Annotated in this window: 22 protein-coding genes and 3 tRNA genes; 9 read left to right on the plus strand and 16 right to left on the minus strand. The window is 36.0% G+C overall.

Annotated elements, in window-relative coordinates; translation table 11 throughout:
* Positions 1–1325 precede the first annotated feature (1325 nt).
* Positions 1326–2087 (minus strand): C40 family peptidase, encoded by a 762-nt coding sequence (locus tag D0817_RS12425; RefSeq protein WP_127338697.1) that lies wholly within the window; start codon positions 2085–2087, stop codon positions 1326–1328.
* Between the two features lie 68 nt (positions 2088–2155).
* Positions 2156–3334, minus strand: a complete 1179-nt coding sequence (locus D0817_RS12430) for an acetyl-CoA C-acyltransferase (protein ID WP_127338698.1) — start codon at positions 3332–3334, stop codon at positions 2156–2158.
* A gap of 248 nt (positions 3335–3582) precedes the next feature.
* Here D0817_RS12430 and D0817_RS12435 point away from each other — a divergent pair.
* The 3 genes from D0817_RS12435 (at position 3583) to D0817_RS12445 (ending at position 3862) form a co-directional block, all read left to right on the plus strand.
* Positions 3583–3666: transfer RNA gene (locus tag D0817_RS12435), tRNA-Ser, on the plus strand.
* 17 nt (positions 3667–3683) lie between these two features.
* Positions 3684–3758 (plus strand) — tRNA-Pro (locus tag D0817_RS12440).
* 30 nt (positions 3759–3788) lie between these two features.
* A tRNA-Arg gene (locus D0817_RS12445) sits at positions 3789–3862 on the plus strand.
* A 105-nt stretch (positions 3863–3967) separates the two neighbouring features.
* On the opposite strand, the gene D0817_RS12450 is transcribed toward D0817_RS12445, so the two are convergent.
* Positions 3968–4474 (minus strand): GNAT family N-acetyltransferase, encoded by a 507-nt coding sequence (locus D0817_RS12450; protein WP_127338699.1) that lies wholly within the window; start codon positions 4472–4474, stop codon positions 3968–3970.
* 658 nt (positions 4475–5132) lie between these two features.
* Between D0817_RS12450 and D0817_RS12455 the strand changes: the two genes are divergently transcribed.
* Both D0817_RS12455 and D0817_RS12460 read left to right on the plus strand, forming a co-directional pair.
* Complete coding sequence (locus D0817_RS12455; protein WP_438590672.1) at positions 5133–5690, plus strand: GNAT family N-acetyltransferase; 558 nt, start codon at positions 5133–5135, stop codon at positions 5688–5690.
* A 193-nt stretch (positions 5691–5883) separates the two neighbouring features.
* Complete coding sequence (locus tag D0817_RS12460) at positions 5884–6399, plus strand: hypothetical protein (RefSeq protein ID WP_127338700.1); 516 nt, start codon at positions 5884–5886, stop codon at positions 6397–6399.
* 140 nt (positions 6400–6539) lie between these two features.
* Here the strand turns inward: D0817_RS12460 and D0817_RS12465 are convergent, their stop codons facing one another.
* The 3 genes from D0817_RS12465 to D0817_RS12475 form a co-directional block, all read right to left on the minus strand.
* Complete coding sequence (locus tag D0817_RS12465; RefSeq protein WP_127338701.1) at positions 6540–6947, minus strand: helix-turn-helix domain-containing protein; 408 nt, start codon at positions 6945–6947, stop codon at positions 6540–6542.
* Between the two features lie 221 nt (positions 6948–7168).
* Positions 7169–8065, minus strand: coding sequence for an alpha/beta fold hydrolase (locus D0817_RS12470; protein ID WP_161568431.1), 897 nt, complete (start codon positions 8063–8065; stop codon positions 7169–7171).
* Positions 8066–8167: 102 nt separating this feature from the next.
* Complete coding sequence (locus tag D0817_RS12475) at positions 8168–9307, minus strand: helix-turn-helix domain-containing protein (RefSeq protein WP_127338703.1); 1140 nt, start codon at positions 9305–9307, stop codon at positions 8168–8170.
* A gap of 350 nt (positions 9308–9657) precedes the next feature.
* Here D0817_RS12475 and D0817_RS12480 point away from each other — a divergent pair, with 350 nt between their 5' ends.
* On the plus strand, positions 9658–11031 hold the full coding sequence (locus D0817_RS12480) for a hypothetical protein (RefSeq protein ID WP_127338704.1): 1374 nt from the start codon (positions 9658–9660) through the stop codon (positions 11029–11031).
* A gap of 640 nt (positions 11032–11671) precedes the next feature.
* Here D0817_RS12480 and D0817_RS12485 read toward each other — a convergent pair.
* The 3 genes from D0817_RS12485 to D0817_RS12495 form a co-directional block, all read right to left on the minus strand.
* Entirely contained in the window at positions 11672–12796 is a 1125-nt protein-coding gene (locus D0817_RS12485) for a hypothetical protein (protein WP_127338705.1), read from the minus strand.
* Positions 12786–13844 (minus strand): hypothetical protein, encoded by a 1059-nt coding sequence (locus D0817_RS12490; RefSeq protein WP_127338706.1) that lies wholly within the window; start codon positions 13842–13844, stop codon positions 12786–12788. The genes D0817_RS12485 and D0817_RS12490 overlap by 11 nt, the downstream gene beginning before the upstream one ends.
* Before the next feature lie 229 nt (positions 13845–14073).
* Positions 14074–15375: a beta/gamma crystallin family protein gene (locus D0817_RS12495; protein ID WP_127338707.1), complete on the minus strand. Its 1302-nt coding sequence runs from the start codon at positions 15373–15375 to the stop codon at positions 14074–14076.
* Between the two features lie 623 nt (positions 15376–15998).
* Between D0817_RS12495 and D0817_RS12500 the strand changes: the two genes are divergently transcribed.
* On the plus strand, positions 15999–16820 hold the full coding sequence (locus tag D0817_RS12500) for a phospholipase A (protein WP_127338708.1): 822 nt from the start codon (positions 15999–16001) through the stop codon (positions 16818–16820).
* A 92-nt stretch (positions 16821–16912) separates the two neighbouring features.
* Here the strand turns inward: D0817_RS12500 and D0817_RS12505 are convergent, their stop codons facing one another.
* Complete coding sequence (locus D0817_RS12505; RefSeq protein ID WP_127338709.1) at positions 16913–17122, minus strand: hypothetical protein; 210 nt, start codon at positions 17120–17122, stop codon at positions 16913–16915.
* Between the two features lie 16 nt (positions 17123–17138).
* Positions 17139–17429, minus strand: a complete 291-nt coding sequence (locus tag D0817_RS12510) for a hypothetical protein (protein ID WP_127338710.1) — start codon at positions 17427–17429, stop codon at positions 17139–17141.
* A gap of 131 nt (positions 17430–17560) precedes the next feature.
* On the opposite strand from D0817_RS12510, the gene D0817_RS12515 reads away from it, so the two are divergent.
* The gene (locus D0817_RS12515) at positions 17561–17881 is read left to right on the plus strand and encodes a helix-turn-helix domain-containing protein (RefSeq protein ID WP_127338711.1); all 321 of its coding nucleotides are present in this window, start codon (positions 17561–17563) and stop codon (positions 17879–17881) included.
* A 39-nt stretch (positions 17882–17920) separates the two neighbouring features.
* Here the strand turns inward: D0817_RS12515 and D0817_RS12520 are convergent, their stop codons facing one another.
* The 4 genes from D0817_RS12520 to D0817_RS12535 form a co-directional block, all read right to left on the minus strand.
* Positions 17921–18817, minus strand: coding sequence for a PhzF family phenazine biosynthesis protein (locus D0817_RS12520; protein WP_127338712.1), 897 nt, complete (start codon positions 18815–18817; stop codon positions 17921–17923).
* A 26-nt stretch (positions 18818–18843) separates the two neighbouring features.
* Positions 18844–19461, minus strand: coding sequence for a DapH/DapD/GlmU-related protein (locus tag D0817_RS12525; RefSeq protein ID WP_127338713.1), 618 nt, complete (start codon positions 19459–19461; stop codon positions 18844–18846).
* A gap of 142 nt (positions 19462–19603) precedes the next feature.
* A complete protein-coding gene (locus D0817_RS12530) occupies positions 19604–20089 on the minus strand; it encodes a hypothetical protein (RefSeq protein ID WP_127338714.1) in 486 nt (161 codons plus the stop codon).
* Positions 20086–20766 carry a DUF4386 domain-containing protein gene (locus D0817_RS12535; protein WP_127338715.1) on the minus strand — a complete coding sequence of 227 codons (681 nt, stop codon included), beginning with the start codon at positions 20764–20766 and terminating at the stop codon, positions 20086–20088. Before D0817_RS12535 ends, D0817_RS12530 begins: the two co-directional genes overlap by 4 nt.
* A gap of 329 nt (positions 20767–21095) precedes the next feature.
* Here D0817_RS12535 and D0817_RS12540 point away from each other — a divergent pair, with 329 nt between their 5' ends.
* Positions 21096–21743, plus strand: coding sequence for a M15 family metallopeptidase (locus tag D0817_RS12540; protein ID WP_127338716.1), 648 nt, complete (start codon positions 21096–21098; stop codon positions 21741–21743).
* Here the strand turns inward: D0817_RS12540 and D0817_RS12545 are convergent, their stop codons facing one another.
* Positions 21744–22310: a hypothetical protein gene (locus D0817_RS12545; RefSeq protein ID WP_127338717.1), complete on the minus strand. Its 567-nt coding sequence runs from the start codon at positions 22308–22310 to the stop codon at positions 21744–21746.
* Positions 22311–22312 lie beyond the last annotated feature (2 nt).

Here is a 22312-nt window from a genome sequence, read left to right on the forward strand (position 1 = left end):
TCGCAGATTTAACTGATTTGGCAGATTTTCTCTTTATAGATCTCCGTGATCTGCGAGAAAAAATTATATGATTTTCTTGATTATCCTGAGGTTATGTGTGTGTTTGTTGAGTTCAGGATTGTAAATTACTGAGTAGTCTAAAGTCTTACCTTTTTGAAAAGATAAGCGTATGGCGCGGGTTTAAAAGAATTTTTTTGCCACAGATTGATGGATTGGAAATGATTTTTTAAATCTGTGCTAATCTGTGTAATCAGTGGCTAAATATCTAATGCGCAAAATTAAAACGGGGATGACACGGGTTTAAAATCCTCCCGAAGATTTAACTGATTTGGCAGATTTTCTCTTTATAGATCTGCTAAATCTGCGAGAAAAAATTATATAATTTTCTTGATTATCCTTAAGGTATGTTTGTGTTTCTTGAGTTCGGTATTGTAAATTACTGAGTAGTCTAAAGTCTTACCTTTCTGAAAAGCTACGCGGATGACGCGGGTTTAACGGATTTTTTGTCGCAGGTTAATCGTATTGGAAATGATTTTTTAAATCTGTGTTAATCTGTGTAATCCGTGGCTAAATATCTAATGCGTAAAATTATAACACGGATGACGGTGGTTTAAAATCCTTCCGCAGATTTAGCTGATTTAGCAGATTTTCTCTTTATAGATCTGCGTGATCTGCTAAATCTGCGAGAAAAATTATATGATTTTCTTGATTATCCTTAAGGTATATTTGTGTTTGTTGAGTTCAGTATTGTAAATTACTGAGTAGTCTAAAGTCTTACCTTTTTGAAAAGATAAGCGTATGGCGAGGGTTTAAAAGGACTTTTTTGCCACAGATTGATGGATTGGAAATGATTTTTTAAATCTGTGTTAATCTGTGTAATCAGTGGCTAAATATCTAATGCGTAAAATTATAACACGGATGACGCTGGTTTAAAATCCTCCCGCAGATTTAGCTGATTTGGCAGATTTCTCTTTATAGATCTGCGTGATCTGCTAAATCTGCGAGAAAAAATTATATGATTTTCTTGATTATCCTTAAGGTATGTTTGTGTTTGTTGAGTTCGGTATTGTAAATTACTGAGTAGTCTAAAGTCTTACCTTTCTGAAAAGCTACGCGGATGACGCGGGTTTAACGGATTTTTTGTCTCAGATTAATGGTATTGGAAATGATTATTTAAATCTGTGTTAATCTGAGTAATCAGTGGCTAAAAAATTAATGCGTAAAATTAGAACACGGATGACGCTGGTTTAAAATTCTCTCGCAGATCGGGCAGAGTCATTTAAGGAAAAAAATTCTACGATATCTGCAAAATCTGCGGGAAAAAATTAAATAATTTTCTTGATTACCCTGAGGTTATGTGTGTGTTTATTCAATTCAGGATTGTAAATTCCTAAGTGGTCTAAACGGTCAATGCGGACTTTTCCACTGGCGTGAATGATGTAGTTGTTGTCCATAATAATACCGACATGAATGATTTTTCCTTCCTCGTTATCAAAAAAGGCCAGATCACCGGCTTCACTTTCTTCAATAAAACTCAGGGGTTCTCCGTCAAGTGCCTGTTGTGAGGCATCGCGGTGAATTTTGTAGCCATTTAGTTTATACACCATTTGCGTAAAACCGGAACAATCGATTCCGAATGGTGTTTTTCCGCCCCAAAGATAAGGTGCGTTCAGATACATAAAAGCAGTATTGATTAAAGCACTTTTAGGTTTTATACCGCTGGTTTTGGTTCCTTCAAAATCAAAATTAGAAGTATTGATTTCGCTGTTATTCAAAAAAGATAGAGAAGCACCAAGCGGAATAGGTAATAATAGATTTTCCGGCGCACTGATATAGTCAATTAAATCCGCATTAAGAATTATGGCTTCATTGCTTAGTTGCTTATAATTGGCCTCCGAAATAATCTGATATTGTTTGGAATCTACCCAGCCTTCATAGTCATCGAACTGAATTTTTATTCGCGCCCATTGGTTTTGACGTTCTACTATTTCGATGTGCTCGCCAAACAAAAGTTGCGTAACGATTTCACTTCGGTCACTTGGTTCAGCTCGAACAGGTACTATGGCAAGGTTGCAAATTCCGAACATTTAGGGTAATTTATAAGATGAAATCAGGAGTTATTTCTATTTGAAACAACTCCTGAAATAATATAGTTTTAAGCTCTTTCGATAACAATTGCCGAAGCACCGCCACCACCGTTGCAAATGGCTGCAGCACCGGTTTTAGCATTGTTTTGTTCTAAGACATTTAATAAAGTTACGATAATTCTCGCTCCCGAACATCCCAGCGGATGGCCTAAAGAAACGGCACCGCCATTTACGTTTACTTTGTCGTTATCAAGACCAAGAATTTTTGAATTGGCCAATCCAACTACCGCAAAAGCTTCGTTGAATTCGAAATAATCCACATCGCCAATGGCAATTCCTGCTTTGTCTAATGCTTTTGGTAATGCTTTTGCCGGGCTTGTGGTAAACCATTTTGGTTCCTGTGCGGCATCGGCGTAGCCTTTTATATAAGCCAGAGGTTTTAATCCAAGGGCGATTGCTTTTTCTTCAGACATTAAAACCAATGCAGCAGCTCCGTCATTGATTGTAGAGGCATTTGCAGCAGTAACTGTTCCGTCTTTTGTAAAAACGGCAGCCAGAGAAGGTATTTTGTCCAGTTTTACATTGGTGTATTCTTCGTCTTTGGAAACTATAACAGGTTCTCCGCGTCTTTGCGGAACTTCGACCGGTACAATTTCATTGTCAAATTTTCCGGCATCCCATGCTTTGGCGCTTCTTTCGTAAGACTGAATGGCAAAATTATCCTGTTCTTCACGAGTAATTTTATACTCTGATGCACATAGGTCAGCGCAAACTCCCATTGCGTTGTTATCGTAGGCATCTGTCAAACCATCTTTTTGCATTCCGTCCAGCATGGTAGCAGGACCAAATTTGTTTCCGTTACGCATTTGTACGTAGTGCGGAATGAGGCTCATGTTTTCCATTCCTCCGGCCACTACAATTTCAGCATCTCCGCAGGCAATAGCCTGAGCGGCGAACATTACAGCTTTCATTCCGGAAGCACAAACTTTGTTTACGGTTGTAGCCGCAACTTCTTCAGACAAACCGGCAAAAAGTGCCGCCTGACGTGCAGGTGCTTGTCCAACTCCGGCTTGAACTACGTTCCCCATGAAAACTTCATCAACTAATTTTGGGTCCAGGTTAATTTTTTGAAGGGCTCCTTTTATAGCGGCAGCGCCTAATTTTGGTGCGGGTACGGTAGATAAACCTCCCATGAAACTTCCGATAGGTGTTCTAACGGCAGAAACGATAACAACTCTTTTGTTCATTTTCTGTTAATATTAGTTAATCAAGCAAATTTACGGTTTATTTGAATATATTCAAATTTTGAGTCAATTTGTATTAATTGACTGAATTTTAAATTTAATATCAATTTTTTGTTAATTCTATTCGTTTGATTGTGAAGCGGTTTAAAAAAAATATTGAAAAAAGATTAAAAAAAGCGCAGAAATAGTTGTGAGATATGGAATGTTGTCTTACATTTGCAACCGCAAAACAGGACACGTTCCTTGAGCTTGGAGAGGTGCCAGAGCGGTAATGGAGCAGATTGCTAATCTGTCGACGGGTAACCGTCGCCAGGGTTCGAGTCCCTGTCTCTCCGCATAATAATTTGCTTTTCGGGGTGTAGCGTAGCCCGGTTATCGCGCCTGCTTTGGGAGCAGGAGGCCGCAGGTTCGAATCCTGCCACCCCGACTAAACTTTTCCATAAGTTTTAAAACAAATGGACGCATAGCTCAGCTGGATAGAGCACCTGCCTTCTAAGCAGGCGGTCGAAGGTTCGAATCCTTCTGCGTTCACAAAAAGCCACTCAATCGAGTGGCTTTTTTGTTTTGTGTTAGATTTTGTTTTAGTGGTATGTGTCGCTTAATTGTGCTGAGTGATTTCCTTCGTCCGAAATCCGTTTAAAACAAGGGTCTTTCTATTCTGAAGTAGGCCAGCTCTTCTTCATTTCTTATTAGATTATTCAACCGCTCAAATCCGGATTTTTGTAAAACATTTTGTGAGCCAGTGTTGTTTAGGTCTGTTATAGCTACCACTTCTTTGGTATCTGTATTGGTAAAACTATATTCAGTCATAGCCCTGCATACTTCGGTAGCAATGCCTTTTCCCCAGTAGGGTCTGCTAAGTACGTAACCGATTTCTATCTGGCTGGTGTTGTGTATAAAAATGCGGGCAACACAGATTCCTATGAAATTATTATTTACAGTATCGAAGATCCCCCATCGGCTAAGATTTTTGTTTTTATAATTTTCAATGAGTTCCTGAAACATCTCCACATATCTTTCCGGTGAAGTTACAGGGAGGTACTGTGTAACCTGATTGTCTTTAAAGAGATCTAAAAATGTTTGTTGCTCCTGAGGTAAAAATTCGCGAATAATTATTGCTGGGCTTTGGTAAAGAATATGCATTGCTGAGTTGATTAATAAATTAGGTAAGAGTTTTTAAAGTTAGCTAAAATTAAGTATTGGGGTTTTAAGGATTCGACAAAATCACTGATAGATTTTGATTAAGTACTAATCTTATTGAAAATTGGCATTTACAAACCACCTTCTGCAAAAGTCCGGTTATACCTATCATTTTGAATGTCCAATCGTATCATTTTGATAAGGATTTGAAAGTGAAAACAGAACCGTTTTTTGTATTTGATTGTTGGTCAGTGTTTTGACGTGTGTTAAGTTCTTTGGCATACCGTTTGGGTTTTATGGAGCAAAAATAAATTCAGATGTACTAATAATAAAAAGAAATATGAAAGCAAATAAGACCACAAACAAGGAGATTACGAAACAATATGTAACAAAGAAATCGATGCGAAATAAAGACAGTATCATCAACTTAATAGTGTTTACCCTAATTTTCTTTATTACTGTTTTGCTAATCTCTCAAATAGTGTAGGTACAATTTTTATGTCCAGTCCTTCCGTATACCAATAATTAAAACAGCATTACACAAACTATTATGAAAATTATAGACCCTGTTATAGACCCTAAAATTAATCTAACGAAGAAAAGTTCTTTGTTTTCCAGCCCATTTCGCAGCAAAATAAGTTTTTCAGCCGACGAAGCTGTAGTGGATCCGGTTGAATTTACTATTGAAAAGGCCAGATCTGCTCACACTTTTTGGATCAGACAAATTTGTGAAGTGACACTAGCATCTGCTATAGCCCGTGGAACCGGTATTTCCGGGCGTTCTCAGGAAATGCTGGAAACAAAAATGAAAAAAGGAGAAGCTGTCATCGCTTTTGCATCAGATGGCAGATGGGCAGGTTTTTCTTTTATTTCTGCCTGGGAAAATGGAAAATATGTTTCTAATTCAGGATTAATTGTAGCGCCTGAATTCAGACATACCGGACTTGCAAAAAGAATTAAAAGAAAGATTTTTGAACTCAGTCGCGAGAAGTATCCGGATGCCCGTATCTTTAGTTTGACCTCCGGTCTTGCCGTAATGAAAATGAACCATGAGCTCGGTTTTTCACCGGTTACCTTCTCAGAACTTACTACTGACGATCTTTTTTGGGAAAATTGCAAAACCTGTGTCAATTGCCCTATACTCGTCAGCAAAGAAAGAAAAAACTGTTTATGCACCGCAATGCTTTATAATCCGAAAGGGACTGGTACAACGAGTTAAAATATAATTAATTTTCCGTAAGATGCTCCCGGTTAGCTTTTCTGTTAGGTTGTTTCAAAATAGAATTACAATAATTTTAAAACAGAAACTGTTTCAAAAAAAGTAAAATAAAGATTCGAAACCATTTTTGTTTCAAATAAGAAAGTAAGTAAATTTGAAACAAGACTAAAATATAAACCTAAAAGAAGGAGTGATGAAAAAGGAAGAAAATGTTGTTATGGGGTACTTTAAAAAAACGAAATTGAAAATGACAAAAAAAATATTTCATCTACTTTTATTATTTTGTTTTATATCGTGTGGAAAGTCAGGATCAGAAAGTAAGAGTATTAAATCTGGATTTATTAGCGAGCCTGGAATTTATTATATTCATAATTCCAAGCACCGAAATGTATTAGTAAAAGAATTAAAAGATGATTCGATAATATTTGCTATTAGAGATTCACAAAATAAAATTCTATTTCAACAGAGCCTAAATGAAACTTTTAGTAACTATCATTACTGGTGTTTATACGTTGATGAAAACTCAAATATTTGGTTTTATAATTCAGATTATATGTCGTCAAAAGCAATACTATTCAATGAAAATAAAAAGCTTTATGAAATGAAGGACTTTTGCAATGTGAAATTAAAAATGCCTAAAGAATTTCAAGAAGAATTAAAATTAAAAAATTCATTCGAAAATTATAATTGTAAATCGTTAAGTAAATAAAAAAGTGTCCTACGATAGCTAGTGTAACGGATTTTTGCCCCCATGCTATCCCGAGCGTCCCGCGCGTGCATTACTTTGTGAATAAACAAATAAAGAGACTCGAAAGTCTCTTTTTGTACTAAATATTTTTTTTATAAAGCTTATTTATCTTTTAGTAATTTCTCCAAAGTCTTAATATGTTCCTCTTTGGTTTTCAAAAGTTCTAAATTTAATCTCTTAATTTCGTCTAAAGCCTCTATCCATTTTTCTATTGGATTTACATTAAAAGTCGAATGATAATTGTATCCGTAAGACTGATCATTGAAGGTGTTAGTTATTATATTTACAGCATGCTCCTCATCAAAATTTTGAAAAGCTTCAACCGGAATTCGTAATGAGTTTGAGATCTGTTTAAGCAGGCCATGTTCAATTACATCTTTCTGCTCCAGTAGGGAAATTTTTTTCTGATTCCATTCCTCTCCCAAATCATAAGCCAGCGCTTCCTGTTTGATGCCAAGCATTTCTCTGAAACGTTTTACGTTTCTTCCCTGATGTATTTTCTGTTCCATAATCGGTATCTATTTTCTAAAGGCTCAAAGATAAAGCCATTTGGATTAAAAATTGTGAGTTTCAAAGATAAAAAATTATCCCATAAAATATTTTTTTTGTCAGAATATTATATCTAATTTTGGAATAGCTTATCTTCTTGAAAAGACTAGAATGACTCATTCCCATTCCAGCAGAAATTTTTTTAGGCTTTCAGTACCATTCACTTAATTATCGATACATTTTAAAGCGGCAGTTTTGCTAACAATGCTTTAATGTTCCCCAAAACAAGTTCAGGCTCTTCAAGCTGGATAAAATGCCCTGAATTTACGGTTGCAATATGAGTAAAATCAGTCACACCGGCTTTTAGTGCTTCTTTAGAATCATACCATAGTTTTCTGTCGGCGGCATCATGTTCGGCATCAGTTTTCATACTGGTTAGGGCAATAACAGGGACGTCAGGCAGATTAGGAAGCGTGGCGGCGTATTTAAAATCCGCAATCAGCTGCAGTGTTTCCAGGGCGATACCGGAATTTGCACCGTAAGTATTTTTATAGGTATTGTAAAACCCATCGATTTGGTCTTGTGAAAAATGATTGTACTTTTCGTGAGAAGCATCAACAAATACCAAACCAGCCACTTTTGCCGGATTTTTTATAGCATAATCACGAATGATCACGCCTCCTAGCGAATGCCCAACCAGTATTATTTTTCTGCCTTGTGCAAACTGATCCACGACTTTTTCAAGTTCAGATCGTAAGGTATTTATATTTCTGGGTGCCGTGCTAACACCTGATTTCCCATAGCCGGCCCTGTCATATAGCAAAACATCCGAATCTAAAAAATGGGCTATAGACAATATCTCTGATGATTGTCCGGTGCTGTACCACGAGGTGTGATCATTTCCGTGACCTGATTCAAAAACAACCAGATATTTAGATTTATCCAAAACCGTATAGGTCATGAGTTTATGGGTTCCTAAGTCTACAGCAGTTCCAGAATATTCTAAAGCAGCCTTTTTATTATCGTCTGAGCAGGAGATAAAAGAGAAAGTACCTGTAATTATTATAAAAAGAAAGGGTAATCCGGCTTTTCGCAGCTTTAATTTTGCTTGTGTTTTTTTTAAAATTGTCAATACCATTTTGGTTTTTTTTAAGTAGATTTCGATACAAATATTGGTATTATTTGCCATCCTGCAGTTCGGATTGATAAATCAGAACCTATTCTTAAAAACCTAAAATGTTTATACAGTTTTGGCAGCTGTTTTTTTAAATTCGGACGGCGTCTGATGGGTCGTTTTTTTGAAAGTAGTATTAAAGACGGTCTTGGAATTAAAACCGACTTCAAAAGCAATTCCCAATAAACTTAAATGATTCATGTCAGGATTCTGAATCAATTTCTTTGCCTCTTCGATTCTATAGCGGTTAATGAACTGATAAAAATTTTCATCAAATCCTTTGTTAATAATGTAAGAAAGAATATGAGATGAAATATCCAGTTGGGATGCCAGTCTGAACAAACTCAGTTCAGGGTCCAAAAAAGGTTTTTTATCTTCCATCACTTGAAGTAAGAGCGATTTCAAGACTTCTAAGTCCGTATCGGAAATTAGTTTTTTCTGTTTTACCTCCGGATTTGAGGCTTCAGTGATAAGGACTTTAATTTCTTCTTTTTCCTGTTTATCAGGCTGATAAAATTCCTTTTGTTGTAAAGAAAAATAGGTAATAAAAAAAATCGCACCCAGATAAATCAGACTGGCAAAATGGTCAAAAAAAGCATTGGTTTTTGCTGCTTTAAAAACAATATCAAATAACCAGAGACCGGTGATTATCAACACGCAAATCACCACTTTCTGTAACCATTTTAAATTGATTGCCCTGGTATTGGAAGTGTAAAGAAACAAATGCTTCTGATAGGCAGTAATTTTGCGGTAAGCTGCAATACAATACGCAGTAACCTGAAAACAAAAAACAAAATTAAAAACGGCAGTAATTACGGCGGCATTCTTTTTATCGGCTGCTGTAGGCGGTGGTACTTCGATCAGGAGTGACAGAGAGAGTAAGAGCAGGATTATCAAAGCAAATGCAAAATGCAAATTATCTTTTACCCGCCATTGCCGGTCAGGCTGAATAAAATAAAGGATGCTAAAATAAAAAACAGGTGCTACTATAAAATCGGTTATGCCGAGAAAATCGTTGAGAAGCTTTCTTGTTTGTAAAAACTCAGTTTTCTCCAGTAAATCGTTAAACTGAATCAGGAAAATGCATAAAATAAAGGCACCAAACCATCGGTTAACGGTACCATTTGCATGATTGATATTGGCAAACAGCAAAAATGCCAGTAATAAAGCTGTTCCCGCAACAAAGAAGCTAAGTAGTTGATCCATTTAAGGCAATTTTAAATCTGGTATTTTTTAAATGTATTTTCTGCAAAGATAAAATTACTACTATTTTTTTCAGCATTGCACTATATTTTTCACATCTGTTGGAGCACCAATTCAATAGCAAATAGTTGGCGTGGCATTTATTGTTCTTGTTTGTTGAAGAACATCTTTTCCATTTATGAGTGCAAAACTATATTTCCCAATAATTATCAATTAAATACCACTTATTACAGTAAATAGCCATTTATTGTAATTAGGAAACCCTGCTGCTTATTAGGTTATAACTTTGTGCTCGATTTAAAAAAGCATGAAAATTTAAACTAAATTTTTTTAAACATTTTAAAAATAAAACAATGAAAAAGATACTATTTTTAAGTTTCGTTCTAGCGTTTATGTCTTGTTCTAAAGACGAAGATATAGCTGTTAAAGGGGACGATAAGCCGGTTGTAGTGGAAGAAACGAATGGTGATCTGTTAAAGGATTATTCTTCTTTTGAGGTAACATTACCCGAGAACCTGAGAGCATTGACTTCTGGCGCAAATGCGACATTTGCTGTATGGCCAAGCATCTTCTTTTCTGCAAATGACGATAATACGATTGATGTATATTGGGAGGGAAGCAATACGGCACTGGATGGACACAGGCATTTTACAAAGATTTCATTGCTGAGTAAACAGATAGTCGCAGAGAATCCGTTGCCGGCAGCTTTAAATCTTGGGAACACACGCTTTTTGGGTTATGATAAAATCAGTGGCGGGCGCTATATAATGGGAACCTCCGATGTAAATTCCGATAATACATTGCGAAAAAATCCAAAGCTTTATTGTTTTGATAGTAATGGAACTGTAAAATATACTATCGATCTATGGAAAGACTGCGATCCGGCCAATATTGCTACAGGACAGGCCGGACAGGCGATAATGACATACAATAAAGCAGGAGATACTTTCGGCGTTTACATGGGGCACAGGGCGTCAGGACATCAGGCCGGCTGGTTAGGTTTCTATAAAGCTGAAACAGGCGAAAGAACTTTTTTGAGGGACTGGTATATTTCGCACAACTTCGATCAAAGACTTCTGCCGCTTCCGGATGGTCGTTATGTGGCACTTGCCCATGGTGATGCGCTTCCGAAACGATCTTTGTTTGTTGAGGGCTGGGATGTTAATAAAGGGAGATTGGGCTGGCTGAACTACTTTGATATTCCCGGCAAAAGTGGTGAAAACGTCACCAAATCATCAACCGGAGAGGTCATTAATTTACCGAATGGTAATCTGGCTATTGTGTATGCTACGCAAAGGGATCATAGTACAGATAAAATCGTAAGGGATGTTCGCGTTGCTATTGTTTCGGGTATTGCAACCAGTGCACAGAAAGTAATCAAAGAGAATTGGCTGACCAATTATGCGAGTACAGCTATAGACGAAACAGCAGGCTGGGGAATGCAGATTGGACGTTATTCTGAGGACAAACTGTTTTTAGCCTGGAATGTTTTTAAGACTCAGCAAAGTGATAAAATTCAAAAGACCACTTTTGCCCTGCTGGACAATGAGGGGAATCTGCTAAAAACAAAAGATACCATACTAAATACTTCAAAAAAGGAAGGCATAAAAATGATTCAGCCGGCACAGACCATGAGAAGAACCAGTGACGGGAAGTATTTGGTTTTCCTTTCAGAAGGTTCTGATCCTAATAAGCTAAGGATTAATATGATGCAGGTGAAAAAGTAAATAGGTTTTGTAGCGTTTCAGATGAGGTTTTTTACAAAATAGCGATATAATTAACTGAAAAAGAAGAGATGATCTTAATAGGTTGTCTCTTTTTTTTGATTTAAAAGACTAATTAATGGAATTATAAATATTCAAGCTTACACCCTCTTTTTTTTAATTTTACTTCACCAAACTCAGTAAATAATTTATTCTGTCTTTAAAATATTGGGCGTTTTTTTGGTAAAACACCCTTGCATCTGCTGTTATTCCGGGGCCTTTAGTCCACACAAATTTACCGGGATGTGTTTTCTGGAACTCTTTCATCATTTTGGCTAAATACCAATAAGAGGAATCTTTCCATTTAACTTCTGCTTTGATGAATTCATCTGTTTGCGCTTTGGTATTGGTTTTATCCCTGATTTTAGAAACTGCATAATAAACTTCTTTCTCGTAATATTGCAGGGCATGATAATATTCCTTTCGACAATCGAGTTCTTGATCGCTATGTTCTTTGATTCATTTTACTAAATCCTTTTCCAGCAGCACCAGTGAATCCTGATAACGGACATTAATTTCCTGTGCCAGGCAAGAGCCCAGCGGAAAAATCAGCAGCAGCATTATTTTTAGATTCATAGAAACTTTTTAAAATAGGGAACTGGTTTTATTGAAAGTATTCAATCTTTCTTTCTGCGATGGCAGTTGCTTCATTCTTGTTGCCCTCCAGGTACATTTTACATTTGATCCAGTTTTTGTTACTGTCGTATTCGTATTCATAATACCGAACAAGAGGCTGATTAATTTCATCTTCAGTAACAAACCTTGTTTCTAGTATGTCCCTGTTCTCGTTATAGGTATATTCCACATTGTCAGACGGAAGATAGGATAACAACCGATTGGTTCTGTTTAGCTTTTTTACAGTTGAATTTTCAGGGTCATACGTATAAGTTTCCGCTACGAAGATTTCTTTAGTGTCGTCTAAGCTCTTTTTGATCAGTTGGTTTTTGTCGTTGTAATAATATTTTAAATTAGCCCTGCAAATATTAAAACGATTATCGAACAGGTACGATTCAAACTCGATACCCGGATCACCACGTAAAAAAGTACATGTAACCAAATTACCTTTGGTATCGTATATGAATTTTTTCAGATAGCATAAATTATCCGGAACAGGTTTCTCATCTTCATCATAAAGAGCAGCCATTTTTTCATCCATTTTTCGGGGTTTGTCTTTATACATTTTCTCTTCTGTTATTTTATTATTTTCAATTTTGTATGTAAAATAATAATATTCTTTTTTACCGGAAGATTCGCTGTTTTTTCCGTTTTCTCCTGTTTGTATGACTCTTGAAATGTGTTGGTTTGTTTTTACAAAATTGTCCACTTCAAAAGAATTTAACGGGGTAAGAAAAGGAAAGAATTTCTTTTTTTCTTCAGAATCATTTGGCTCATACTCATACATAAAAACAACGGTAGGGATCATGACCTCCAGACTTTTTTCATCCCGATGGTAGTTGATTTTTTTGGTGACAAGGCCATCTGTATTAAATTGATACGCGATATCTTTTGTCACATCATTTTCAAAAAATACCCTGAATTTTCTTTTATGATCAAGATCTTGTTTGATAGAGGAGTATACCGTATTTACGGATTTAACGGGTCCTTTTAGGTTTAACTCTGCCTTGCTTTTAATTTGCATTTTCGAAGTATAGTCTCCCTGAGCACTTGCCGATAGAGTGAAAATCAATAGAATCCAAACTAAAATCGTCTTTCTGAATTTATTTTTCATAATATAATATACTTCTTTTTACGCTGGCAGTCACTTCATTGTTTTTGGAGTCGAATCTTAGTTTGCAGGAAACCCAATTGTTATGGGAGTCAAATTCATATTCATAAAATATTTTTTTTGTAGTGACGGAATTATCGTAATCACTTTTTTTAAAATAATCAGACTCCATAACATCCCCCGACTTATTGTAAAACAGATTCAGGGTTTTGAAATTTTCATATAAAGAAAAACCTAAGCCATTTTCTTCAAAGACATACTTTTCCGTAATATAATTTTCGGTTGGATGGTATTTGTATTTTTCTTCAAATATGGTTTCTCCTCCCTGCGATTTTGTAGTTCGGTTCAACCTGTTTTTGGCATCATATTCATAATTCCAGACCTCGTAGGCGCCATCTTTATACGTGTAATAAGGTGGATTCTCTTCTTTAGGAAATAGTCTTTGCTGGATGAGATTGCCTTTTGCATCATAAATATACTTTGTAGTCTCATAAAGATCTTTTTCGTCGTATTTCGTAGTTATGGTATCCCGGTCTCCCAGCGGGAAATATTGTTTTTCAGCGGTAATATTGCCGTTTTTATCAAATAGATATTTATAGGATAATTGTGTTGTGCCCGAGAAAGAGTCATTGACATAACAATGTGAAATATTCCAGGTAACCGTATTGGCTTTTAGCAGGTTATTTTTATAAGCGGGAGAAGGCATTTGTGTTTTTACCGTGTGCCCTGCCTTTATCTGAAGGTCTTTTTCATCATATTGAATAGTATCACCGGCTAATGATTCATCTAATGACATTCCGTATCTATTGAAATGTAAAACGTGATAAGTGTCTCTGTATGAAAAGGCATCGCTATATAAGTCATTCCTTGCTTTCATGTCAAGATCTTCCTTATAGACAATTCTTGAATATTTTACGGATTTTACGGAGTCTTTTAAATGGTATCGGTACAAATCTTTATCAAGGGCACTATTTTTTGGATTATTACCCTGTGAATAACACACGACTGTAAAAAGCAAAACCGCTAAAGCCAGATTAATTTTTGTATACATGAACTTTATATTTGACATGAAGGAATTAGAAGAGTTTGTGGCAGTACTTTATTTTTTATTGAAATTTAAGAAGCTAATATAGAATTATTTTATTTACAATAAATAAAACGATTTCAGTATTTCATTATAATTAAGTTTCCATCAGTTAAAATCAAAAGCCACTCTATTGAGTGGCTTTTTTGTTGTATAAATTTAAAATTAATGTAGAGACGATAGATAAAAAGAAAATTTAAAGAGCACTAATTTTTACAGAACTGGCTTTATCATTAAAACCTCCTAAACAACCATTGTTTGCTGTTACTACAACAGCTTCTCCTCCAAAATTGTCATTTTGATACAGGGTAATTTTATAACCATTTTCCAAACGAACAGAAGACAGGTCATCATTGACAACCCCATACGATTTTAGCTGGGCCAATGTATAATTTCCCACAGGCAAAGCAATCGCATAACCTGTGTAATTGCAATTTTGGTAAACGGTTACAATACCCCCGGCTGCTGCATTATATTTATTATCAGTGTAAGTACGGGAAAAATTGCCCACACCATCAAAATAATTATCTGCTAATTTGGCTGGGTCCGTTGCAAACTCGCCACCTTGTACTATGGCATCATTTCCGTCATTCCATGCCCATGGCGCGTTGGCACCACCGGTTTTAAAATCATTTCCTGTAAATCCACCGGCCGGGCTGGAAAACAATTGGGTGTTGAATCGCTGGTCCCATAATCCTCCGGTTTCAAAAATATCGACCAGTTTATACTCCACATAGTTGTCGTAATTATCAGATGGTATTTGTGCTACTCCACTTGCAGAAGGGTAGTAGATAATGCCATCTCCGTCTATATCATGCTGTGGCCACGCTTTAAGACTATGTCCTTTAGCGTCCTGGGCTGTAACAGGATGCAATTCCCCGTTATAATCTCTCATTTGTAATGTTCCGTCAATACTTTCCAGTCCGTTTACAAAAGAACTTCCGGAGGGTACATACGAAAAGAAGTCGGAATGGCTTACCGTAACAGCTCCTCTTAAGGTACCATAGGCAGAACCATTTTTTTCGACAATCATTAAAACACCTTCCAAATCATTCTCATGCTGGTCTAATTGGTACAAAAGGGCATTATCTGTCCAGTCTCGCGGAGAGAAAAATGCATATGTAATAAAGTAATGTGTATTTGATTCTACTACCGAATAATAACAATGTGCGGCTAGAGAATTGGCATAAGCAGGAAGATTGTTCCAGTTGTTTTCCCCGTTCCAGTCATTGTCATAGTTAATAGCCGTAAGGTAATCTGATTTCCCTCCTTCGGCATAAGTTCCTGTGGCATCTACATCTTTGTAGTGGATAGGCGCCCATCTTCTGGCCAGGTCAGAACTTGCTGCTGTACTCATTTTTTTGAAATTTTGTTCTTTTTTTACCGTAGCGGTAACTTCTGCTTCCTCCAATGTTGTGTCCTGACAGGAGAATGTAAGAGCCGATAGCATCATAATGAAGACCTTACCTAAAATCTTTTTTGGATTCTGTTTTTTCATAATTCTAGTTTAATTGTTTATAACCTATTTAAAATTCAATTGATAAATTATGGGATAGCTATAACCGGCAGACAATTAAAAAATGCTTATCGGTAGTAGCAACTTTGCTTTTGAAAATGGCACTTCTAAATATTTTGAATTATAATTCTTACTTACTTTTAAGTACTTAAAAAGAGAAATCGTACTATCCGGAAATATTATGATACTGTTACTAAAAGGTTATTGGTCAGAAGTTAATTTTAGTTTTTTTGGGAAAGGGTAGATGAGGCGTTTGAAAGCAAGATGGAAAGTGCAGATCAAAGTATATCCTACTCAAAAGCGATGTATGTTTTATAAAAATGTACAAATCCTTTTCAGGTAAAATGGACTCAGGTGCTGTTCTGTTTTGCAGTCAGTTATGAAATTCGTAATCTGTTATCAAATTTCATGAGATACTCAGATTACACGATTAGTTTCTATTGTCTTTAAGGAAGCTATGTCCGAAAAAAAACATTGTTGTAATAGGCGAATAAAATGCAGATGGTTTTTGGGTTAACTCTTGTATTTATTGAGTTAATTGCAGTCATTGAAATAGCGTACCTTAGTATCGAAACTTAAGATAACTCCAATTTACACCCTAAAGAATGTATTTAAAATACCTATTGATTTGCTTCGTTTTGTTTTCAATCACTGCAAATTCACAACTAGTAGAGCCTAAAAAAAATTTCCGCGCCGCCGATTCGCTGCTGAAAGAGCCTAGTTTTTCGGTTCACAAAGACAATTATTTTTTAACAGGAGTGCCAGTCAATACAGACATTACCCGCAATACTGCAGATGTAAAATACCAGGTAAGTTTTAAGCTTCGATTAAACTCAAAGCCATTATGGGGTGGTTTTTTCCCGTACCTGATGTACAGTCAAAAAGCTTTTTGGGATATATATGCCAGCTCAAAACCCTTCTCAGAAATTAATTTTAATCCCGGTGTGGCGCTGGTACGTCCCTTTTATTTAAAAGGAGGAAGGCTGACCTATGGATCGGTTGCTTTTGAGCACGAATCAAACGGAAGGGATTCCATTTATTCCAGAACCTGGAACATGCTTGCTTTTTCGCTCAAATCACAAGTTTCCCCGCGATGGATTGTAGGGTTAAGAGGATGGATCCCGCTTGTTGATAAAGACGATAACCCAGGACTAACCAAATATGTGGGCTACGGTGAAGCGAGCGCCACTTACCAGATACAACCCGGAAGATGGAGTGCCGATATCCTTTTCAGAAAGGGTAGTGGCCTTATCAATTACGGATCCTTACAGACACAGGTAAACTGGCGGCCTTATAAAAGTGAAAATTATTATCTGACACTGCAATGGTTTGTAGGATACACAGAAAGTTTAATTGATTATCAGGAACATAAAAGCATGTTACGACTGGGATTCACCATTAAACCTGAAAATATGGGGATTTTTTAATCTTTGAATTTTCGAACACGTAGATTTTTCCCGAAAATAGTACTAAGAAAACCACTCAATTAGCGGTTTTCTTAGTACTTCTTAAATCCGGATCAGAGCTGTTTAAGCTTATAAAAGCATTCGTTATGTTTCCTGACTCCTTCCAGATATTCCTCCGGTGACATTCCGTATAGCGGTTTACTAAAATCGATGCAAATTTCTGTACCGCTCAGGTCTTGCTGACAGTTTTTAGCTGAAGTTAGCTCCTGGCAGTCTAAGGCTATAAGTACAGCATTTGATGTTTCTGGATTTTGGTGTGACATACTCGCCTTCATTAAATTAACATTCGTCAGTACTTTTCTGAGACGTTAAAAGTTTTATTTTTTCAACAGCTTCTTTGTTTTCGTTAGCAACTTCAACCAATGCAAGAAGAATGTCGTTCCTGAAAATTATTTTATTTCTTACATTTCTGATAATAGTTTTGCTCGGAGCTTTGATTCCTTTTCTGCTTAAATATTGAATCGTTGGCTCAACATAGGTATACGGCAAATACTCATCTATAAAGTTATAAGCTTGCACAGTGTGTGAAGACGTTTCATCATCCTTATTATTTTTTACTAATTTTGACATATATTTGATATTTATTACTTAATCTTGCATTAGAATGTAAATGTAAGAAAAATAATATACAAAACATACGTTTTATCCGAAAAAATGTACGAATTGTTTTATTTTAATTAAAATTATAAAAATTTATAAATATGTATAATGTAAAATTGGCAAGATTTTTTAAAGCGAAGGGTCTTAAGCAAAAAGAGGTAGGATTGATTATGGGTTTTAGTGAAGCTATGGTTGGAAGATATTTGAACAGAACGGCTAAGATGAGCCCTGAATTTTTAATGAGTTTAAGCAGGAATTTTCCGGAAGTAGATCTGAATGATCTTTTTGCTGCTGATAATGGAGATCCAAATACCCTTAATGAACCACACGAAAAATATCACACTACGGTTTTGAGTGATATAGGAGAAATTGAAGCCAGACTTCAGATCATAAAGAAAAAATTGTCGCAAAGTAAAGACTAAAAGAAATGCGCTAAATTTTGTAATGCAATTTTTCAGGATTTAATCTTCGATATAAATTTTTCCTTCCATTGTAATTACAGAAGATCCCCCCACCAATACGCCATTATCTTGTACTGCTATTTCTAGTAAGGAGGGCTGATTTAACTTTACACCCTGCAATATCTGATAGCTGCTGTTTTTCTCGATGATTTTTTTATGCAGTAATAAACCTGCCAGCGGACCGGCGGCAGTTCCTGTTGCGGCATCCTCATCAATACCTATCAAAGGATTAAAAAAACGGGTCTGGACCATAGTGCCATTCTTTTCGCCGGTAAATGCAAAACAGTAGAATCCCTCAAAATCATATTGTTTTGATAGTTGTATGAGCAGCTTGTTGTCGGGTTTGATCAGATTTAATATTTCAATATTTTGTATCGGTATCATGGCATGTGCAACCTCTGTTTTTACAATAACAGGAGCGAAATTTCTAACATCGAGGTCTTCTAAGGATATTCCGAGGGCTAGTGCAATTTGTTCAGCCGGAATTGAATCTCCGATAACCGCCGGTTTTTGCAGCATTTTTACAACAGGTAACTCATTTTGTTCGTTAAAGCTTATATAGATAGGAATCGATGCCGTTTTCATGATTACATGCTGCAGCGAATTTTCAGGAAAAAGATCTTTGTCTTTTAACATTGCTGCACACACTGCCCCGAGTAAATTATGTCCGGCTCCGTCTACCTCAAAGCCAATTGGTGTAAACGACCTGACACACAGTGTTTGTTTTTGTTCGGAATAGGTTACAAAAGAAGTTTCAGAATAGCCAAATTCCCGGGCAATATTTTCATAATCAGATAAGGGTAGTTCATTTTCTGTAAAGACCACAGACAACGGATTTCCCTTGTAGCTCTTGTCGGTAAATACATCTAATACAAAATAGTCTAATGCTTTTTTCATGAACTGTCAATTAAAAGAAGAAAATATTATTGGGCTGTAGGTACCACCTGTTCCACCAGTTCAAGCCTTTTTACAATAGACTTTTTAATTAGTAGTGTTCCGGGAGATAAGACGGCATTGGCCCCAATTTTGGAATGGTCGCCCACCAGTGAGCCAAATTTTTCGGAATGGGTTTCGATTATTTGGGCATCATGAAGCACAGAGATTTTTTTGTTTTCTCTTTCATTATAATGATTGGCAGCAATCGAACCGGCTTCGAAATTGACATTTTTACCAATAATACTATTTCCGATATAATTAAAATGAGCAATTGCAGTGTTCGAAAAAATAATGCTGTTTTTGATTTCACAGCCCGGACCAATTCGGACATTCTCCTCTAAATAAACACCTTCCCTGAAATAGGCATGCGCCCCAACATAACAATTGGCGGAGATGATTGCCGGGTTTTTTAGGGTAACGTCTTCCTCAATAATGGCAGATTTATGAATAGCGACCTGATCTGTAATTACGTAATCTTCGTTCAGGGTTGGAATTATGTTTTCAATAATACGTTTCAGGTCATTGGTAATTTCCCAGGGCTGGAAATCTTCAAAACCTTTGAAAGTAATGAAGAAATCTTCTATATAATGTTTAATGATTATCATTTAAAATGTTGTTTGCAGGTTGTTGGCTTTTTTTTTAATTGCGTTTCAGAATCAAAAAGTGGATTTCTTTTCGACGGGTAAAAACAAATTTAAGGAATTATAGTTTTCGATAGATTAAAAAATTAATGGCCGATTAAGCATTTTACATCCATTCTTTAGTAACTAATACTATTTTTTTGTTCCCATAGTCTACTGCAATAAGAGGATAATCACTTTCTCCTTCACCGGTAAGAATTGCTTCTTTGTTCAGAATTTGGCTCATATCATTCATAAACTCAATAATAATCTCTAAATCACTATTTGAGTTTATTTCCTTGGGATCAATATCAAATTCTATTTCTTCATCAGAAAAAAAATGAAGGTTTATCATTATCTTATCGATGAAAATAGATGCCGATTTTGTTTCCATCTCTGCAGTTTCATCAATAAAATATTTAAGAATGTACTCTTTATCTATTTTATTTATGCTTTTGTTCTCAATACTGGGACCATACCTTATATTATAGTTTTGATTGAGATGATCTATTAATACAATCCAGTCTTCAGCCCTTACATTTTTAATATAAATGTCTCTTAATGAGCCTTCAGGTTCAAAAATCCAATTAACGTCGCTCCAGTTTAAATTCATTTTTTAGTTTTTACTCCTTTTATCAATAACCAGCCAACCATGGCAGACTCTGCGGTTGCAGATGTAATTCCGACTAAGATACCGGTTATGGAATGATATTCGGGAAATAAAATAAAGGCCGTTGTGTCTATCAGATAACATAAGCCGCCAAGAATCAAAAGCACACCAAGGATTTTTGGGATAAACCCCGACTGATACGATAATTGCCCAAACGGAATAAGCCAGAGTCCCCAGAAAATTCCAATAATAACGTTTCCGTTGCCATACATTTTTAAGCTTAACATCGCCAGTGCATTTTGCTGAACAGAAGGGAAGTTGTTCATAAAATTCTCTTTCAGGATAAGCAGGATATAATATTCATTAAAAATGATAAAAAACGCAATCGGAACACCCACAATGACTAACGCGACCAGAGTCCGGGCTAAATGGGCATTCACATTTTTAAATAAATTGTATAATGTCAAAGCCAAAAATACAAAAACGGTCTGACAAACTAAATTGCTAAAGATCCCAAAACGGAAGAGTAATTCGTTTTCCAGAATGTTTTTTGCAGTCAGGTTAATGTCATCGCCCGCAAATAATTGTGTCGGAACATACATGATTCCAAAAGCACCGGTAATTGCAATGATGAGATACAATAAACCTGCTATTCTTGCTGTTTTTTTCGCTGATTCCATATTTATATAAATTGGTAACGATAAGACGATTATTTAATGCCTTTGTTACAGTTCAAATTTATTATCGGATGGCTTTGCAAAGATTGTACTAAAAATAAAAAGCGCTGATCCAGCCCCGATAGCAGCGGCATCCTTTTGCTTTTTTCTTTAAAAAGCAAAAGATACAGCGGATAGCGGGACGAGATGTCTTTTGAAAAGGAATTTTGTGCTGCAAAAAACAAATAATACCGAAACAGCCTTTTTACTTTTTACGTTTGAATCCACTTTAGATTAATTTCCTTAAATTCGTAAATCCGTTTTTTGATTATTTACCTTACAACAGAAATTTCATGAATCCAGATATAAAAAAAATATTTTTTGCAGGCATTTTTTTAGTGGCTTTTGCCGTAAATGCCCAAAATGAAACGTACACCAGCAGTCCTGAAGTTGCCGATACCACCTTTGTCAACTTAAAAGAGTACAGTGATGATTTTATTTATGACATGAAATACGCCACAGCAGATAATTTCCTGAAAGCGAAAGTCTATGATTGTGCCGAATGCATGCTGCGGTATAAGACGGTCAAAGCACTGATAGCCGCCAATAAGGAATTTATGAAAAATGGCTGCAAAATAAAGCTTTTTGATTGCTACAGGCCTTTGTCTATTCAGGAGAAAATGTGGGAGATTGTGCCGAATCCGGAGTATGTGGCAGACCCTAAAAAAGGCTCCATCCATAATAGAGGAGGAGCCGTAGATATTTCGTTGGTGAATGCTGAAGGTACAGAACTGGAAATGGGAACCAATTTCGATTTTTTCGGAGCGGAGGCCGGTCATAATTTTAAGAAGCTTCCGACATCGGTCCGTGCAAACAGAAAGTACCTTAAAAGTGTAATGGTACAAAGCGGTTTCAATTCTTTTGATTCGGAATGGTGGCATTATAATTTAAAAACAGGTCTGAAAGATCCTGTTTCTAACCAAAAATGGAAATGTGACTAATTATTCGACGCATCTGATGTTTTCCATGAAATACGTATTCGGATGCGATACTTTGCCATTGAGTTCAGACGTCAATTCTCTTTTTACGATATAATCTTCCGTATCGGTTAAATACTTAATTCGCATAATGGAGATCGGAGATTTTTTAAGCTCTTCGTAATTGTCTTTCATAAACATAAAAATCCCGGTATTGACACGATTGCTAAAATCTTTTTCATCCTGAATAAGCGTACCGCAGCTTTCCTGATTAATGTGCATCAGCGTTACTATTTTGCCGTTTTCCAGCTGAAGGAATATTTTTGAGTTTTTGTCGAAACAATTTGCTTTTATAAAATCTTTGCTTTTCTGGATAAGCTGTAAGTTTAAAGTAGGCAGGCCGTCTGTCTGTGCGAGCGAAAAGAAAACATAACTGAAGCTGCCTCCAAAGTATTTTTCGCTCATCAGGTATTCATTTGTTACTTTATAAGTACCAATGGAGTCGTTTACGTTTACGCTGTATTCACAAGGTTTTTGGGCAAAGGCAGTAAGGGTTAAAAGAAAAAAAGTTAAAGTAATTAGTTGTTTCATTT

The organism is Flavobacterium cupreum, from assembly GCF_003996965.1.
GTDB classification, from domain to species: domain Bacteria; phylum Bacteroidota; class Bacteroidia; order Flavobacteriales; family Flavobacteriaceae; genus Flavobacterium; species Flavobacterium cupreum.